The organism is Sporosarcina sp. 6E9 (genome assembly GCF_017921835.1).
In the GTDB taxonomy this organism is placed as follows: Bacteria; Bacillota; Bacilli; order Bacillales_A; family Planococcaceae; genus Sporosarcina.
On the sequence record NZ_JAGEMN010000001.1, the window covers coordinates 1,074,189 to 1,091,750 of the forward strand.

The 17,562-nt window shown below is 37.7% G+C and carries 19 protein-coding genes; 1 reads left to right on the forward strand and 18 read right to left on the reverse strand.

Translation table 11 applies throughout. The annotated features are described in order from the left end of the window. Positions 1–85: 85 nt before the first annotated feature. The 9 genes from J4G36_RS05590 to J4G36_RS05630 all read right to left on the reverse strand — a co-directional run bounded on the left by J4G36_RS05590 (position 86) and on the right by J4G36_RS05630 (position 8,646). Positions 86–1,252 carry a DNA cytosine methyltransferase gene (locus tag J4G36_RS05590; RefSeq protein WP_210469061.1) on the reverse strand — a complete coding sequence of 389 codons (1,167 nt, stop codon included), beginning with the start codon at positions 1,250–1,252 and terminating at the stop codon, positions 86–88. Positions 1,253–2,794: 1,542 nt separating this feature from the next. Beyond that, entirely contained in the window at positions 2,795–3,457 is a 663-nt protein-coding gene (radC, locus tag J4G36_RS05595) for a RadC family protein (RefSeq protein ID WP_210469062.1), read from the reverse strand. Positions 3,458–3,578: 121 nt separating this feature from the next. After that, a complete protein-coding gene (locus J4G36_RS05600; RefSeq protein WP_210469063.1) occupies positions 3,579–3,941 on the reverse strand; it encodes a hypothetical protein in 363 nt (120 codons plus the stop codon). Positions 3,942–3,956: 15 nt separating this feature from the next. Beyond that, a complete protein-coding gene (locus J4G36_RS05605; RefSeq protein ID WP_210469064.1) occupies positions 3,957–4,205 on the reverse strand; it encodes a hypothetical protein in 249 nt (82 codons plus the stop codon). 344 nt (positions 4,206–4,549) lie between these two features. Further along, positions 4,550–4,996 carry a hypothetical protein gene (locus tag J4G36_RS05610; RefSeq protein WP_210469065.1) on the reverse strand — a complete coding sequence of 149 codons (447 nt, stop codon included), beginning with the start codon at positions 4,994–4,996 and terminating at the stop codon, positions 4,550–4,552. 244 nt (positions 4,997–5,240) lie between these two features. Beyond that, the gene (locus J4G36_RS05615) at positions 5,241–5,948 is read right to left on the reverse strand and encodes a PD-(D/E)XK nuclease family protein (protein WP_210469066.1); all 708 of its coding nucleotides are present in this window, start codon (positions 5,946–5,948) and stop codon (positions 5,241–5,243) included. Positions 5,949–6,031: 83 nt separating this feature from the next. Continuing rightward, positions 6,032–6,508 carry a single-stranded DNA-binding protein gene (locus J4G36_RS05620; protein WP_210470439.1) on the reverse strand — a complete coding sequence of 159 codons (477 nt, stop codon included), beginning with the start codon at positions 6,506–6,508 and terminating at the stop codon, positions 6,032–6,034. 69 nt (positions 6,509–6,577) lie between these two features. Then, entirely contained in the window at positions 6,578–7,363 is a 786-nt protein-coding gene (locus J4G36_RS05625) for a hypothetical protein (protein ID WP_210469067.1), read from the reverse strand. A gap of 2 nt (positions 7,364–7,365) precedes the next feature. Then, positions 7,366–8,646 (reverse strand): RecT family recombinase, encoded by a 1,281-nt coding sequence (locus J4G36_RS05630; protein ID WP_210469068.1) that lies wholly within the window; start codon positions 8,644–8,646, stop codon positions 7,366–7,368. 544 nt (positions 8,647–9,190) lie between these two features. On the opposite strand from J4G36_RS05630, the gene J4G36_RS05635 reads away from it, so the two are divergent. After that, positions 9,191–9,970, forward strand: a complete 780-nt coding sequence (locus J4G36_RS05635) for a hypothetical protein (RefSeq protein ID WP_210469069.1) — start codon at positions 9,191–9,193, stop codon at positions 9,968–9,970. A 198-nt stretch (positions 9,971–10,168) separates the two neighbouring features. Here J4G36_RS05635 and J4G36_RS05640 read toward each other — a convergent pair whose 3' ends face one another. From J4G36_RS05640 to J4G36_RS05680, 9 genes are all read right to left on the reverse strand, one after another. After that, positions 10,169–10,909 (reverse strand): hypothetical protein, encoded by a 741-nt coding sequence (locus J4G36_RS05640; protein ID WP_210469070.1) that lies wholly within the window; start codon positions 10,907–10,909, stop codon positions 10,169–10,171. Positions 10,910–10,975: 66 nt separating this feature from the next. Next, positions 10,976–11,818, reverse strand: coding sequence for a S1 RNA-binding domain-containing protein (locus J4G36_RS05645; RefSeq protein WP_210469071.1), 843 nt, complete (start codon positions 11,816–11,818; stop codon positions 10,976–10,978). Between the two features lie 41 nt (positions 11,819–11,859). Further along, complete coding sequence (locus J4G36_RS05650; protein WP_246880415.1) at positions 11,860–13,539, reverse strand: type IV secretory system conjugative DNA transfer family protein; 1,680 nt, start codon at positions 13,537–13,539, stop codon at positions 11,860–11,862. Positions 13,540–13,560: 21 nt separating this feature from the next. Beyond that, a complete protein-coding gene (locus J4G36_RS05655) occupies positions 13,561–13,974 on the reverse strand; it encodes a hypothetical protein (protein WP_210469072.1) in 414 nt (137 codons plus the stop codon). A 136-nt stretch (positions 13,975–14,110) separates the two neighbouring features. Further along, entirely contained in the window at positions 14,111–14,584 is a 474-nt protein-coding gene (locus J4G36_RS05660; RefSeq protein WP_210469073.1) for a hypothetical protein, read from the reverse strand. Positions 14,585–14,734: 150 nt separating this feature from the next. Beyond that, complete coding sequence (locus tag J4G36_RS05665) at positions 14,735–15,229, reverse strand: hypothetical protein (RefSeq protein ID WP_210469074.1); 495 nt, start codon at positions 15,227–15,229, stop codon at positions 14,735–14,737. Positions 15,230–15,234: 5 nt separating this feature from the next. Next, positions 15,235–15,441 carry a hypothetical protein gene (locus J4G36_RS05670; RefSeq protein WP_210469075.1) on the reverse strand — a complete coding sequence of 69 codons (207 nt, stop codon included), beginning with the start codon at positions 15,439–15,441 and terminating at the stop codon, positions 15,235–15,237. A gap of 79 nt (positions 15,442–15,520) precedes the next feature. Then, entirely contained in the window at positions 15,521–16,570 is a 1,050-nt protein-coding gene (locus tag J4G36_RS05675; RefSeq protein ID WP_210469076.1) for a replication-relaxation family protein, read from the reverse strand. 270 nt (positions 16,571–16,840) lie between these two features. Next, positions 16,841–17,524: a hypothetical protein gene (locus J4G36_RS05680; protein WP_210469077.1), complete on the reverse strand. Its 684-nt coding sequence runs from the start codon at positions 17,522–17,524 to the stop codon at positions 16,841–16,843. Positions 17,525–17,562 lie beyond the last annotated feature (38 nt).

Below are 17,562 nucleotides of genomic sequence, written 5' to 3' on the forward strand. Positions count from 1 at the left end.
AATGACACGCCATTTATCGAATTAATTTTCAATTTGATAAATGAAAGAAAATATAGTTTTAAGAGATACCAACTTTACCTATACTTTATGACAATATACTAGCCAAATCATTTTTTTTAGATATGATATCCTCAGAGTGAATACTCTGATTACCTTTGAGATTTTCCAGTTGGAGATTGGCCGCTGGTTCAACCGATTCATAATCAATACCAGCAAACGTTTTTAATATTGCTTCGAAAATTGTTTGTACTCCACGCGGCGGAACCGCCATTCCAATCTGTTTTCGCACCGCTTCTTTATTCCCAAAAAATATAAAATCGTCAGGAAATGATTGTAATCTTGCACGTTCACGATTTGTCAGTGCACGTAACTCCTCCCAATGATACATGTGAGTTCCGCCCCCGCCACTACCGGTTACCGTATACGCAGGCTTATCCGGATCCAACCTTTTATAAATAGAGCTAATTCGAGCTCCTTTCACATTTAAGCGCAGTTCTTCTGGAATACCGGCGTACCAAGCGTTTTCACCTGGGGGTATATAACTAAGCATTTTCTTAACCCTCTCCATGTGTCTTGGATACTCATGATTGGGGGCATCCTCCTCTATTTCTGGATTCATTATCGCGTTAGATGCTGTTTCGAATTCAGTAGCAGTGGTAGGTGCTGGAACTCTGAACTTAATTCCTTTATCAGCCAAGTCATTTCTTATACCTACAATAATTATTCGACGCCTTGCTTGCGGTACTCCGTATTCCTCAAATTTGTAAAGATGTGGTGTTATTTGATAACCAGATTCTTCGAGCTCAGATAGAATTTGAATAAATGCCTGTCCTCCATTAGCACTTTGAAGGCCCCCTACATTTTCAGCCACAAAAAACTTAGGTTGATATTCTTTCAGCACCTTTACTCCGTATGAATAAAGTCCACCATACTCACCATCTAATCCGTGTTTTTTTCCGACTACACTAAAATCATTGCACGGGAATCCAAATGCAAAGCAATCAATTTCACCTAGCACTTCCTTGTTTCCTATTTGTAAATTTTCAACCGGACCGCAAATAACAGTTTGGTCCTCTATATCACCACAAATATTATAACGATATGTTTCACAAGATGTGGAATCAAAATCATTTGACCACTGATGTTCAATTCCCCAAATTTCACCGGTAATTGGATGCTCTATTCTAGCATTTTTCGCTGCAAGTGCTAGTCCACCAGGGCCATTAAACAGTTCACCTTTTTTAAATATCATTTTATACATCGCTCCTTAACGGTTTAACTACACGTAAGAATATGTGTTCTTGCATACTCCTATGCTTCTTACTATACACCTTTCAAATGTAAATTGCAGCTTTGAACTATTATTCAATAATTCAAACATAAATTTTAGAAGTATTTTAAATAATAATTTCCCGAAGAAGTCTACGCGTAATGAGGGAGTATGTTGGGGGTGTTCATAAGATCTGAATATTGATTGACTATTTCATCAAAGTTGTAATCGGTAAATCACTTACTCCAAACTTTAATACTCTTTAGGCAACATTGCTGTACACACTAGCTCATTGCCATATTCGTCGGTTACCGACCAAATGTCTTCTGGAATGTTCATTTTTACAATATCCTCTTCCGCGAAGATGGTATCATTACCATCTGTTATCTTAACTTTATTGGCTTCCTTTATAAATGAGATAAGAGATAAAATAGTCTTTTTTCATAAGGCACCTTTGCAATTTCGAACATTTTTGCGATTGTTTTTTCGGTAATTGTGTTCTTTTCAACTAATCCTTTTACTTATTTGGGAGCAGTGGCCTAAAAGATTTATCCATTATTATTTTCCTCCCTTTTACTTTCAATCTTTCTGTAACCGTTTGAAAGCAGAAAGTACATTATTCCTCTTCCCAATAAATAAAGTATTTCTATCCCATTTCGAGCCATTAAAAGAACTGGAACTGATCAGCATATAACTCGAATATTCTATCATATTTTTGTTAGGTTCGTCTAAATGGTCATACAGTTAAGAGTTAACGGAATTCCCGTTTAAAAAATAATGTGGAACTGTTGGAATCTAGCTTTTGGTTAGTAATTTTTACTCACTGATTAATCTCTAGATGCTACTCTTTCTACGTTTCATCTAATATTGTTTGGTTAAGTTTTATAACCATTTTAAATCCATCTCTTTTTTAAATCGCATTACGCCCGACATTGGAACTGAATACTCCTTGATGTTTAGACAATTAAAAAAGGCAACCGTTCAGTTGAGTGGTACAAAACATCAAATAAACACACTATTAGAGTCCCGACTTCGCATACGAATCGGGCCTTATCCTTTCACCTATGTAACAACGTTTGCGGATGAAACACACCTATTTTAGACACCCTATTGACAAGCCTATTAGCGGTATTACATTTTCTACTGTAGATCTGCAAATGTATGTGTTAATACCACTGTTAATTTGTATGTTGAAACACAATGTTACATTTCGTTACCCCAATAACATTGTCAATTTCAGTCCACTAAATCTATAAGGCTTACTTAATTAGAACACCAGTAGCAGGCTTAACTATGATGTTACCATATGAATTTAGGTTGGTTCTTGTTGCTTTCGTCTCTGTATCTATCCTACCATCCTACAAAAACAAGTAAGACTGGCTTTTCCCCGATACCTTTCCCATTGTCTTAAGAGTCGGCTGATATACCATGGAAATAGGGTGGAGTCACACTTCACACAAATCATCATCCTAAATTTTCAAACAAAAAAAGAGCGTAAATTAATACGCCCTCCGTCAAATTTCTTTACATATAGCCTTTTTCCTTAAGTGATATAAACTGATGATCCCCAATAATTATATGGTCTAACAGCCCGACCCCCATCATACTACCTGCCTCAGCCAGTTTTTTCGTCACTTCAATATCTTCCTGTGAAGGATTGGGCTGACCGCTAGGATGATTATGTGCACATATTATAGATGCCGCACTATGTTTCACAGCTTCCTTGTACACTTCTCTTGGATGAACTATTGATGAATTTAATGAACCAATGAAGATTGTCTTTTTATGAAGAACATCATTCTTTACATTTAGATATAAAACTACGAAATGCTCTTGCGTTAGTGACGTCATTTCTACCATTAGATAAGATGCTACATCTTCCGGAGACCTTATTGTGTAACGCTTTTCATTCTTTCCAGCATTACGTACTTTTTTTGCTAAAAGCATTCCCGAATGAACCTTCAGGGCTTCATTATGCGTCATGCCTTCCTTTTCCAATTCAGCAACCGTCATTTCTACTAAACTCCTTATCCCACGACTCGCTAAACGGCCTGTAATTTCAGGAGTTGAAGATGGGCCGATTAAGACAGCTAGGATGTCCTGTAGCTCTATGACCGCTTCAGAACCTATTGCATTGTATGTTGCGACTGCTTCACGAGCAGATGTAATATATTTTGTTGTCATCATTTTGATAGTCCTCTCCACACAAAACTAGCGCCAAGTGGCACTAGCGTTCATGTGCCACTCATTCCTTGCCTGGTGGAAGGCTTATTTTTATGTTACAATTAATCTACACTGTTTTAAAGAATCACTTTTTACGAGACGAGAATCTTCTTGTCTCCTTTTTTTCGCCCATTTTTGCTACAACGGTGTCATCCCAACCCAATTTCTTTAGATTTGAAGCAGTAATGTTTAACACTTTCCATGGATTGACACCTTCAAGAACCATGTTCTGTGCTAATTCTTTAAGCCCGTCTTCATTGAAACTCCACGATGCGGATATGCTATAATCCCAAATCACGTCACCAGTATCAACAGGACCATTTACTTCAACAAATGCTTTCAACTCTGCTTTCATTGCTTTAAGGGCTGATTCAACTCTCTCAATTTCTCTTCCTAACTTAATTGCATGATCCATACTTTCGATGACTTCAGTTTTTGCAAGTACCATTATGAACTTCCTCCTTTAGATTCCAATATTTCCACTACCAATAACTTTTACATCACCGTTTTCAATGGACAAGAAAATATCTTGAATGTCGGTAACCATGTTCAGTTTTCTAACTTCTCCTTTGCCATCAAGTTGGTAGATACCGCCAAACTTAAATACAAGGAATTTTCTTTCTTTCTTTTCATTCATATAACAGATGAAAGATTTCTTTGTACCTCCCCTTTTAACATCGGAAATTAGACCATCTAATTGTTTTCCATCCATTTAAATCACTCCATTCCCTTGTATTTTTGAAAACAAAAAAAGCCGATCATATCCCGAAGGATTCAATCGACTTTTAATATATATCACGCAAAAATGCGTAAATACCCCATGTGATTACGCCCGAAAGCAATTTTGTGACGTACAATTACATCTACCTAGCTTTTCTCGAAACGAGAATTAAAAGGCTAAAACATTTGTGTCGTATCTCCTTTTGTATAATGATAAGGTATAACGACTTTCATCAAAATACGATGACTTAAAAACTAATAGAATATAGATTAATTTTATCAAATCAAAGTAGCAGTCGCAACACTTCGGAAAACTTGAATATAATAAATCAACTGCTAATTATACAATAACTCCATTTCCTCTAATGCTTCTTCCATTGAATTAAATAGTGAATAGTCTTCTGAAGAGCATCCATCCGCTACTAATTCGCCTGCTTTAATAATAATAAACGTCTTTATTAAATGTCCTTTTCCGTCCTGTATGCTGTTTGCATTTTCTTTACTGAAAAATATATTGTCGTGTATTAAATATACCTCTTTGACACAATTTGATTCAATCGTATTAGACTGCCATAGAACTCCATCATGTCTAGCAGCATCTAAAGCAACTTTATAGTTATCACCTTCATAAATCACTTCATCTTTTAACTCATTATAGATTCGTAAACCATAGTTTCCCGTACTTGTTGATAGCTTCACAAATTCTGGAATAAATAAACTATTATGCATTTTACCATCATCTAAACTTTGTAAGTGATTCATAAAATCTTTAATAACCTTCATAGTATCATCACCTTTTTCATTTAATATTTAATTGTACTTTAACACTTTTCTCCAAATAGTCTTGAATGACCAAACTTAAATTATTACAAGTCTATAATATATAGAATCCATTTGATACCGCAATTATAACATAAGCTCCAAAGAATCTTAGTAACTCCTCAAAAATGTTTATCATTAGGGAATAAACAATATTGTAAATAGAGTTTTCATAGTATCAAAAAAATAGTATTACCTATGTAATTCCCTAATAATAACAACTGAACTTGCGATAGCATTCAATGACAAACGGGCAATGCCTACAATAGCTAGAAGGTGTTGATGGGAACAACTTTTCCGCTTCTTCTGGTAATAAGTCTAAGGTCTCCCGCTTGGAATTGATTTCATTCGCAACACTTAAAGCCCACTGCCTTGACCTATCCATATCTAACTGATTAAAAACGTGTTTGCTCGCTCTTCTGAATCGAAGAAAATATAAGTTGCCTTCAACCTCTGTTCTGTTCTTTAATTGACCAATAGCCCACGCATACAGTCCTATTTGATGATTGTCCCGAACATCGTATCTCACACGATTCGTTTTCCAATCAAATATTTTACTTCCATCTGGTGAAACAAGATCAATATACCCTTGCAACATCGGGGCTGAATCTTCATCGGATAAAGGTAGTTGAAAATGAATCTCCGTTTCACCCATGTCCTCTTTAATCGGTGCATGACTAACCAACTCTGACAGTTCATCCATTGTCACTTCCGGATGAAATTCAGCTTCAATCATCCCGTTTAAAACAGCTTCTGAATGAGATACCCCATTAATTTTATCTTCGACTGCTTTATGGACCCCCTTACCCAAAGCTAAAGGATAGGTGGTCGGTTCTTCATATCCCTCGATATATTTCTTAAAGAATCGATAAGGACAGGTTGTGTAAAGATTTAAACGTGAAAAAGAGTAAATCAATATGATCTCTCCTTTCTTCTTTTTGTTTCCCAATAATTAAAAGGAGGCTGGATGCCCAATCTCCTTTCATTAAATCTTACGCTTTAAAACGGCAGTTCATCATCGCTTACGGCAATGGAACCTCCACTCGTTTCGAAGTGATTACTATTTTGATTTTGAGTATTACTGGTACCACCATAAGGATTCGGTTGTTTCTGATAGCCCTCCTGTCCTTGCTGTTGTTGATTGCCGTGACCTTGAGGTTTTGGATCTAGAAACTGTACAAAGTCAGCTACAACCTCTGTAACATATATTCGATCCCCTTTATCATTTTCATAATGACGACTATTGATTCTTCCACTCACAGCGGCCTGACTACCTTTTTTAAGGAAGTTTGCCGCATTTTCGGCAGGCTTCCTCCAAACCTGTACCATGATGAAATCCGCTTCATTTTCACCATTAGCATTTTTAAACGGACGATTCACAGCTAATGTAAAATTGCAAACAGCAACACCGCTTTGTGTAAATTTAAGTGTTGGTTCTTTTGTTAAACGTCCTACTAAGCTCACGTTATTCATAATTTTCTCCTTTTCTCGTAACTGATTTACAGTCACGTCCCTATTTCTCCTCCGTATAGGGTTACGGATATTTTAATTAGCGAAAGACAGTTTGTCATTCATGATTGATTCCTTTTTGTGAGTACCTTTTTTGGGCGTTTGCGTTTCTTCCATTACTAGCATGTGATAAAGAAAAACGACGTTATACACGACTTTATCCATTCCGAAGTCATAGGTTGATAGCGATACTTTCCACGCTGCCCGCCCTATATTTGTGCCTTCTTTAGCCCAGCCAGAACGTTCCTCTTCATCTTTCACGTATTCAGCCAACAGTCGATTGAACAACAAGTATATTTGCGTTTCATGACATGACCGAATCACATATTGAAGAAGTTCATTTTGCCGGTCCGCTTGATTTTCAATGTGAGCAATCACCATAAACAAGGCAAAGTGTTTTACCAACTCTTCATGCTCATAACTTTTCCAATCTCTCAAAACCGACTCTCGATTCTTTTTAAAATCGTGACGGCCTTTTCGTTTGTATTCAGCCCATCCGATTAACCGAAGTTGACGTGCATTCAAACTTTCGGCTGGATGTACAGGTTTCTTCCTTTTACCAAAGTATTTTTCACGCACTTCGTTGTAAGGAAGACCTGACAACTTTGCTTCGAAGTCTATGACACCACCGGAAACACCGCAATACCAACATTTATATACTTGATCTTGTGTATTTAAAGATAGATAAAACTTATGACCTTTACCGGGCCGATTATCCGCTTCGCAAAATGTACATTTGCAAAGCGTTTCTTTTTTACCGTGATACCGGGGATTGAACGTTAGTCCATATTCCTCGGCAACTTTTAAGATCTCTGGGAGCATATTCAAGCACTCCTTTTATCTGCATCTTCCAATTTCACGAAAAACGTGAATCCATTTTCGATTCGAGTCTCCATTGCAAATTCGCTGCCTTTGGAAAGATGCTTCGTTTTTTCAACCGCTTCTTGACCTTGTGCAAAAACCATAGATTGCTTATTATCCGCAATGTTTTTTACATACATTTTTGCGAAAGCTACGCCAGCTGGTGTTGTACCTGGTTCGTATTTTTCCATAATGAATGCTTCTAGTGGTTCAGCAGAATCAGAAACTAATTGCTCTTCCTTTGGAATAGGTTTTGTTTGTTCGGGCGCTGATTCAACTTGAATATTTTGCTCGTCCGTTTGAATCAGAGTGAACGTTTCAAGAAAATTAAAGCCACTTTCATTTTTGATCACCATTGATAATTCTGCTCCCAATTGAACATAAGTCAGAGAATCGATTGTTTCTTCGTTCTCTTTTACCAAAACAAGACTTACTTCATTGCTTGCTTTGTTCATTACATTCAATTTTGCAAACGGAACATTTTGTGGACTTACGCCTTTTTCAAAACTTTGTAGGATGAATACCCCTTCGACAGCGTTTTCCTTTGGCTGTTGAGCAGGTGCTACTGGAGTTTGTTGCTGCTCAGCCACTTCGGTTTGTTTTTCTCGGGCTGGATTAGACTGGTTCGGAATGTCTGCATTTCCACTATTACCGTTATCGTTTTCTTCGAGCGACATTTCTTCACGAGTGTACAAACCACCCAGCGGGAACTGACGACGAAGGACGAAGACTTCAGCTATTTTCTGGATCATAGCCGAGGGCATTTTATCCCAAACGTTTTTATTGTTATACCGCGAGTTAATTTCTCCTGAATTCGCTTGAAAGTATTCTTGAAAATCTACGAATACGGCTACAGGTCTAAAACGTTTATGATGCATCACTGCATAGGCACCAAGGATAGGGCCACGTTTCTGACCGAATTCATGTCGAACACTTCCTTCTGAAGGGATAAACTCGAATGTATCTCCCTCTCGAACCACGTTAGCGTTGGGAGGCCCTACATAGCCTTCTTGTGTAGTAGCTACACGAAGCAACCCGTCACGAGTAGTAATGAAAGATGTATTCGGTCCATTCTTCGTTTCATAACGTTGAAAAACGATGTCACCAAGCAGAGGATTCAGGCCAAACGTTTCACACACTTCAATAAAATGGTTCGCCTCTTCTTGTGTTCCTTTTGCTGGCTGAACAAATCGATTCCAAATCAACGACTTCTGTTCGTTTGTAAACGTCAATACTTTTTCCACTTAAACCATCTCCTTTTGTATTTTTAATAAATAAAAAAACCGATTTCACCCATAAGGGATCAATCGACTTTTATGTAACCCATTGCAACAGATAACGAAAGTTGTTTTGTTTTCATATCATTTCATTGCAGCACTCCTTTCAAATTTTTAAAATAAAAAAAGCCGATGTCACCCGTAGCGGGATCAATCGGCTTTTAAAATATATATCACGCAAATAATGCGTAAGTATCTAGTGTGCGAAGAGCAGTTTTGTGACGTAATTCGTCTGCCTAACATTTCTCAAAGAGTCTGAAAATACAAAGGCTAAACATTTGTGTCGAATCTCCTTTAGTAATGAAACAAAGGCTTAACGACTTTCACCTATGAAAAATGGTGACGTGAAAACTAATGAAATATGTATATATTATATCCAATTCAAAAGTATTCCGCAATTGAATGGAAATATACCCTTCCATTTTGGGGTTGATAAGCAAATCTTATATAATTAAACTGTTTAAATTTAACCTTTCACTTATACTTATAATAAGCGATTGGGGGGATTTGCATGGTAAGTATACAACGGAGGCTTCACAATAGTAAAAAAGCATTAAGAGAATTTGATAATTTAGTTGAAAACACTTCAAATGTTTTACTTATTCATTATTCGAGCGAGAGTTTTTACGATAAAGCAGATGGAAGAAGTGCTCGTATTACTTCAATTGCAGTTAGATCTTTTAATACTGGTCAATCGGAAAGTTTTTCTATTCATAAAACAGCTGAAAAAGAGGATTTGTTAAGTGGAATTGAAGCGCATTACGACAAACTAGAAAAAATTATGCTCCAAGACTTCTTCAAGTTTTTAAAAGCTCATTTAAAATTCAAGTGGATTCATTGGAATATGAGGGATATGGGTTTTGGCTTTCAAGCAATAAATCATAGATTTGACGTTTTAGGGGGAAAGCCAACGAGTATACCAGATGAAAACAAATTTGATTTAGCCGATAAACTAAAAACTATTTTCGGACAAGATTATATCGATCATCCCAGACTTGAAAAAATAGCAAAGAAAAATGACATTTCAATGAAAGATTTTATGAATGGCGTAGAAGAAGTTGCTGCTTTTGAAAATAAAGAATACGTAAAGTTGCATCATTCGACTTTAAGAAAGGTTAATGTAATGCATTCAATTGCGGAGAAGATGATTGAGAGAAGCCTTAAAACTGAAACCAAATGGTATAAAAAATATGGCCTTACTCCACAGGGAATATTCGAAGCAATAAGAGAAAATTGGTTATTTAATTTAATAATCTTTTTACTAGGTATTTTTTCCGCCAAGATTTTGTAGATAATAAAACAATTGCAAACTATTTTTCAGTCACTAAAATGATAAAACAATACTTCCAGCGTGCCAAGCCATGATTTTATTCCTTGGATTAAAGTGTATAACCCCTTGTGAAATCCAATTGAAGATTTAATTGCTTTCTTACAAGGGGTTTCTTGCCTCTTTCTACGTTTGTATTATTTTTTGTTCCATACATCATCACTATACTAATTTATGGTTAGCTCTCCCTCCCTTTTCTACTTCGCTAGCAAACTTACCGGATTCATCCAAGAAATAAAAGATCTTTTGAAGGTCTTCAATGTGATCATGTAAATCTTGATCCAGGGCCACTCTTACTTTCAAAGTTTCGGCAGAGATCTTTAGCGGTTGCAAGTGCTTAATTGATTCTGTAATAATGATTAGACGCTCGTTAAAGTGTTTGCCGCTCCATTTTAAATACATAAGCAAATCATTTACATCTCCACGTACCACATATACGTAGATTGGCTTGCCTTGAAACTGAATCGCACCATTGAACGGTAATTGTGCTGGCAAAACTTTTGATTCAGGAAACTGCTTCAACAGTTGGAAAAATAGAAGACGTTTCAAAACATCCTCTATTTTATATTCAACCCAGTAATTACTTTCATAACAATCATTCAGCCCTGCGATAACGGCACCATTTATTCCTATTGTGTAAATTGGTACAACCTGCTGGTTTCGATGGATTTCATGCCGTACTATCTTCTTTTCCGCTGCCATTCGCTTTAAACGTCTCTTATCCAAAGAAAATAATCGAAAGAGTTGTGCTCCCCCGATTACGCCCACTGCCGCAAGTGCTTCCAACGCATTCCGTTCTTTCGGTGATTCTCCGTTGACAAGATCTGAACGTTTTATGTTTGATGGTATTCGTGTCCAGTGCAAGCTCCATTGATGTGATAAAGAAAATGGACTGGTTGACATGGATTTCTCCTCCTTATATTAGATTTACCAAGGGGTCACATCATTTTGACGCAACCCCCTAGCTTTTTACAGTACACGAGTAATACGTGTACGAATCTGCTCCTTTTTAGCATCCGTTTCTAACACTCGGACCAATACCCGGTCTCCTCTTTTTACGTTTTGAAACTTCAAGTGACGGGCCAATGAATCGACACCGGCTTCTAGATTGACGAAGACTCCATATTCACGCACACCCGAAACTGTACCGACGTATTCATTCCCAGAAGAGTATCGACCAATCGAACGCAACCACGGGTTCTCTTGTGTCGCCTTTGCACTTACGATAACTTTTTTCTCGTCTTGATCAATCTCTAAAACTTTCACTTTCAGGTGATCGCCTTGTTTAACTTCTTCTGTTAAATCGTCAATCCAACCATATTTGATTTCCTCTAGCGGAATTTTAACTTCGATTCCACCGATATCTGCCCGAACAAGTGAGGGGCTGACACTGCGGACAACAGCAATGATTTCATCATCTACATCAATTTTCTTTAGTGTGATAGATGCCATGTGATCCAAAGCAGCTGTACGTGAACCAGTAAATACTTCTGCTTCCCGGTCATAATTCAATACTTTGAACGCAACTGACTGACCTGTCATGGCACGAAGCTGACGTAAGTTATCGGCACCTGTAAACTCCAAAGGAATGAACCCACGAATGTTTCCAACACCGACAACCGCACATGGCTTATCAAGCAGCTTTTCAATCCCGATGATTGGCGCTTGTAAGATTGAATTGTTTTGATAAGCACTATATACCTCTTTCCAATCCTTATCAAAATTATTTACCTCTTGTACTTTTGATGGATCAAAACCTTCAATTAGAACTTGCATGTTGTTTTCAGTCATTTTAAAATCTCTCCATTTCATTAGTTTATTTTTTGTGAGACATTGACACTCGTTTCATTTTGCTAATCCCAAAATCCGTCATTGGACCTCACTACATTGTTCGTTTCTTTTGGTTTTATTTTTGTACCTAATGACTGTTCAACCACTGCTTGTGATTGTTGAACGATGGGCTTTATCGGCTTCTTTGATTTCTTTTTCTGTTCAGGAACATGTTTCTTTTCCGCTTCCTGTTTTGTTTCATTTTGCTCAGAAACACTCGATGTCTTTTTATTAGGATTTGCTACAAAAGAATTTAACGTTTCGATTTCGGGCTGGGTAATTGGTTCAGTTAGTGACTCAGCCTCCATTTGTTTAGCCTGTTCAAGCCCGGCAACCTGTTCTTTTTTCTTTCGCTTTTGAAAACGTTTGAGCAGACTATTCTTCTTCAACTTTTTAAAAGACGTTCCATCTTCCCATTCCCTCAACTCTTTCCAATTACGAGGGACAAACTGACCTTTTGCCAATGCAGGCTTCTGTGGTGACCCATCTTGCAGGAGTTTATGGACAAAGTTAAATTTCGGTATGCCGTCCATTAAATCCGTAGGATCAAAACGGTATTCTTCATCCTCTGTGTCCCGATAGGAATCTGGAAATAGCCGTGGCAACAATATTCGATTCTTATACGTGCTTTGCCGCATAATGACTTTATCTTTACCAAATTCATCCGCAAAATCTTGTGCATCCTGTGCGGATATGCCGCCAAAACAGATTTTGTTTCGACATGATGTAAGAATCGCTTGTTTCATCGCCTTTGGACCAAGACTACCCGATTCGATTTCAAGTTGGCCAAGAGATTGCGTCGCAAAAATGCCCGCTACCCGATATTCGGCAGCGAGTGATAAGAAAATCTCTACATCTGGATTAATGTAACGGCTGTATTCATCGACTATCAAAAAATGTGGAATCCGTGTATCCTCTGTTCCTGGTCTCCTGAATGTACCGTTTTGTAAGTGCATAATCATGAATTGGCCGAAGGCATCCCCTGCTTTACGCAACTTTCCAAGAGCCGTATTGACCGCGAGAACACCGCCCGTTTCCAGATGTTCATCAATGTTCACATCACTTCTACCAGTCATGATTGTTCGCAAGGCCTCATTACTAACGATGTTTTCGAGTTGCGCTCTAAGACCAATAACGAATTGCTGATATTTCTCACGCATACTACCAAGTAGTTCCGCTTCGAAGAAATGGACCAAGTCCGTCATGCCATCTCTATGCTTTAGTTCGGATACTTTCTGCTGTAAGACATTTTGATCACGAAGCGTATTCATCACATCGATAATATCCATGTTGTTGCCGTGTAGTTCTTTGAGTAGCTTCGTAACGTTACGTGCCGAAAGTTCCTGAACAGTAGCGAAAAACGCATCTTGCTTTCCGAACAAACCTTTTAATACAACGACTGTTGCTTCCGCTACTGTATCCGTGTCACCTTCCATTGGATTGAATCTTGCTGAATCTGGTTTATCGGGATCAACGTGAGTACACGGAATACCCATTTCTAAACACATTTCATTTACCATCGCTGCCACATCGCCTTTGGGTTCTACAACAGATATGCCTAAAGGGACTCCACGTTTCTTTTGGAGCAGTAATTGGTATATCATCGGTTTCAATATCGTTGCTGTCTTTCCGCAACGTGTAGGACCTACGGCAAGCATGTGTGTAAAACAGTCGCTTCCTTGCCATACAATTGGCATCCCCATCTGCCTCACCTCCTTTCATTATCATTTCCTTGCCCAACCCCACTTGCCGAAATGCACATGTATCGGATTCAATTTAAATGGAGCCAGATTATTTTCTTCAAAGCTAAACAACGTCTGAGTAGTTCTCGATATTTTATATCTGAGTAATTGTAGTTGTTCTTTATTCTGTTTGCTTATCATCAATTGATTTAATCGTTCACCTTCCTTCAATAGTAGTTCGGATAACGAATTAGCATTTCGCGATATACGCTCTATCCAAAACCTCATATTCTTTTTGCTGATTTGGGTATCCATCATTCTCAAAAATAAGAGAGATGTGCCAAGTACAAGAAAGCCCAACTCGATTAATTTAGCTGGATCTTGCTTTCCTACATAAACTTCGACTTCAGGGTAGATATACAGCTTGTTTTTACTGACTTTAGTTTTGAAAATCATATTTTGATTTCCCCCTTCCGTAAAACAACAATAAAAATAACACGTCTCATTCAATGACTGAATGAGACGTGTTTTGTGTAGATTAAAAATATAGTTGTTGGTTTATAAAGTAAGCTAATACTTCCAAATCATGTTGTTAATTTCGATTCTTCAAAATTCGTAACAGCTGTAAACCATCAGATGGGTAACCACCAAGTCCTCCCATCCAACCAGGGTAGGTCACAGGAATTATTGTACCAATGAACTGAAGAAAAAATAACATTGTTGTCCACCAAAACAATGAATGCACCTCACCTTGAGGGGCAAACAGCGTCAGCAGTCCAAATAAAAAGGCCAGTAACAAAGACATTAAAGGTCCACCGGCCAATGCAATCGCTTTCTGTCTTTCACTAAAGTCTTTCCCCCAATAGGTAAGACCTGTATAGGACCAAAATATATGAAAGTGAATCCTTCCTAGTCTGAAGTTCTCTTTATTCTTTTCACTTCCCGGTCCAAGATAAATATGCACATGTTTTTTCGATGCAAAGGCAGCGCCGATTCCATGTCCTATTTCATGTAATAAGACACAAATAGGCGCAACTATAAAATAAAAAATCAAGAACAGTAACATGTATCTACCCCCTCTTTTTAAGTTTTTATGTTTGTTTGAACAATAATCCATAGTTAAAGAGGTACATCCATAAATGGTACTATTATTATAAGCCCAAAATAAAGTTACTATGTCGTGCAACAATCTGGCCCTTTTACTGAACAATACTTGTCAAAGATCGTCATTATCGGTAGATCCACCCAGAATAATCCTTACTTCTCCACGTTTAATTCTTTCTTTTTCTTCCTTGCGTTTTTCAAAATAGCTTTTGTTTGGCTGTTCTTCGATTCTTTGGTTCCCACGCTTTTTCTTGTAGGATATTTCTGCACGGATGAAGACTACGTTCAGATATACTCCGATTATACCAAATAATATCAATGTGAGTTTCATCATTGTAAATCGTGATAGAAACTTTTCTATGTCCCAAGTAGAATAGACGAGACTAGCTATGAACATTGCTCCGAACAACGTCATACTGATTGACATTAGTTTGTCCAACTTCTTATTTTTCGACTGCTGCAGCTGCTTGATGGTGAAGTAGGTGACCAGAGCGATCAGTCCAGTAATCAGAATTAATTTTACCGAGGGGATATAGACAGCGTTGTACATGACAGTGACGCCCAACGCTGCCGATAGAAAGCTAATCACCACTATAATTACTTGCAACTAGATCACCCCTTTCTACTTCGGGCACTCGACACTTCCAGATTCAACACAAATACAAGTTCATCAGCGAGTAGTTCACGCATAGTCCGGTACATTCTCCTTTGCTCTGCTTCTCCTAGATGCACGGCTATCTCATTATTAAGCCCCTTTTCATGTGCCGTTAGTTTTGTCATCTCCAGTAGTTCAGGTATAACTTGATTTGTATTTTGCATTAATTTTTCCCCTTTCCTATTTTTAATATTTGGATTTAAAATATCTTTTGAAGAACAGTTCCTTCTATTAAATAGTTGTTTAGATTGATGTCAGATAATCCACAAGATCCCCGGAATCAATTTCAAGGTAATCGACATGATGAATCTCTTCTAAAAGCTGCTCATGCATATCCCGTGTATTTGGAGTAGTTACCACTAGTACTTTCCGTCCGTCCAATTCATACATTTCTCTGCGGTACTGTTTGATGTTATAAATTTTAACTAGATCCGTGTCGAGCAGATTCACAAGATACTTTTCTTCGCCATTATGTCGAACCACACGCTCCAAACCATCGTATTGCTTATTACTTCCGCTTACAGAAGACGTTTTAAAGGACAGGTCATAGATTTCGTAGTCTTCCAGAAACTTCATGACGTTATTTTCATCTTCAAATAAGCGTAAATAGTATTTTGCAAACGTATAGGGGAAGATTTTCAAGCTTTGACATTTAACGATTACGGAAATATTTGTTGAGAGTTGCTGAACAATTGTACTGTAACTGGTGGCACTTTTAGCGAATAGTATATAGTTTGGATTTCCGAAATCGCTTAATTCCTTTGTTGTCTTCATCAGATTCTTCATCCCCACTCCATGCATGAACATGTAGAACAAGTAATTCGAGCCGCCTGGACTTGTCAACATACCCTGTACATTGGCACCGCGGTTTAACTGTAATTTCTCTTTTACATCCCTGCTGTCCTTCATTTCCCATCCGTACCTTTCCAAATCAATCATCACATCATTGGTGGATAGTAGAAACGGCAAACGTCGGATATTCACTCGCAATTCATCGGCTCTTCGCTCAACAGGCACCCCCTGCTCTCTTAAGCAGGAGATACCTATTTCACTAATTCGGTGATACGAACCTTGTCTACTTTGATTCGCTAGATACCCACTTATCGGGTGTGTGCTGATTAGTCTTGAATTACGCAAGATTCTTAATTTCTTATACGTATACCACCGTGACATTACGTAGCGTCGCATGATCTGCTCCGTACTCAACACACGATGTTCGTACAGGCCACGAAGTATCTCAATATCACGAGCCTGCAGAACCTTCACCACCTGTTTCTTGCCCGTCTTCGACATGCGTTTCCCTCCTTTTAGATTGTTCGCCTCGGCTGTTTATTTTCGGTCACTTCTACACGCTGTTACGAATTGATTCAACTAAACCTCTCCGTTTTGTCCAATTCGTCTAGAATTTAATAATGCCAATAGCCACTTACATTTAACCTTTTAATACTGGGTACAATTTAGGGCCCATGTTGGGTACAACATAGGGGTTCCGAAAAACCCTTTATATTGCACCTAAAATATGAGGCTTTTGCTCGGGTACAATATTCGAATGCTGAGAAACAATTAACCCCAAAAATCTTCTGATTTAGTATTTGATAGACTCTTCAACCGTTCTTTCTCCTTGCTCACTTTTTCTTTCTTTTCCCTTTTTACTCTTGCTCTATATTCTTCAAATATTTCTTCCTTTAATGTTGATTTAGGGATTTTTGCTAAATGGAAATACTTTTCTTTCAGATAGGTCAAAAAATCCTCGAAATTATCCTGCGATACTACAAAGACTTGCACATGATTTCCCCTTGTATCTAGAAACCCGATATCAAAGTTCCATACCCTCCACCAGCTATCGTCTCCGATAAGTCCCGTATGCCGTATTGCATCTTGAATAAGCTTTCGATTTCGATTATCTAAATCACGGATAATCTTATTTTCAAAATGTTGAGCGAGGATAATTACAGACTCATCAAATTGATAATCAACCTTTGAAAAGTCATATGCATCATGGGTTGCACGAAAATAATAATGTCTTATCATTGCTAGATAATCCCTATCAGATTCTTTATAAAGCGGTAAAGCACCTTCATATGAAAATTGGAAAACTGGATAACCATTGATAATCATTGGTTTCACTTTCGCCATTGGGTAGACTGATGTCATCTTAATGGCAGCATTATTTCCCCCTAACTTATTTATTTGTGACATTAAATAAACCTTCATTTCCTCTAGGCTTTTTAATTGCTCGAAAAGCATGTTCCTTTCAGATTCCATCAACTTCATTCCTTTCTTTT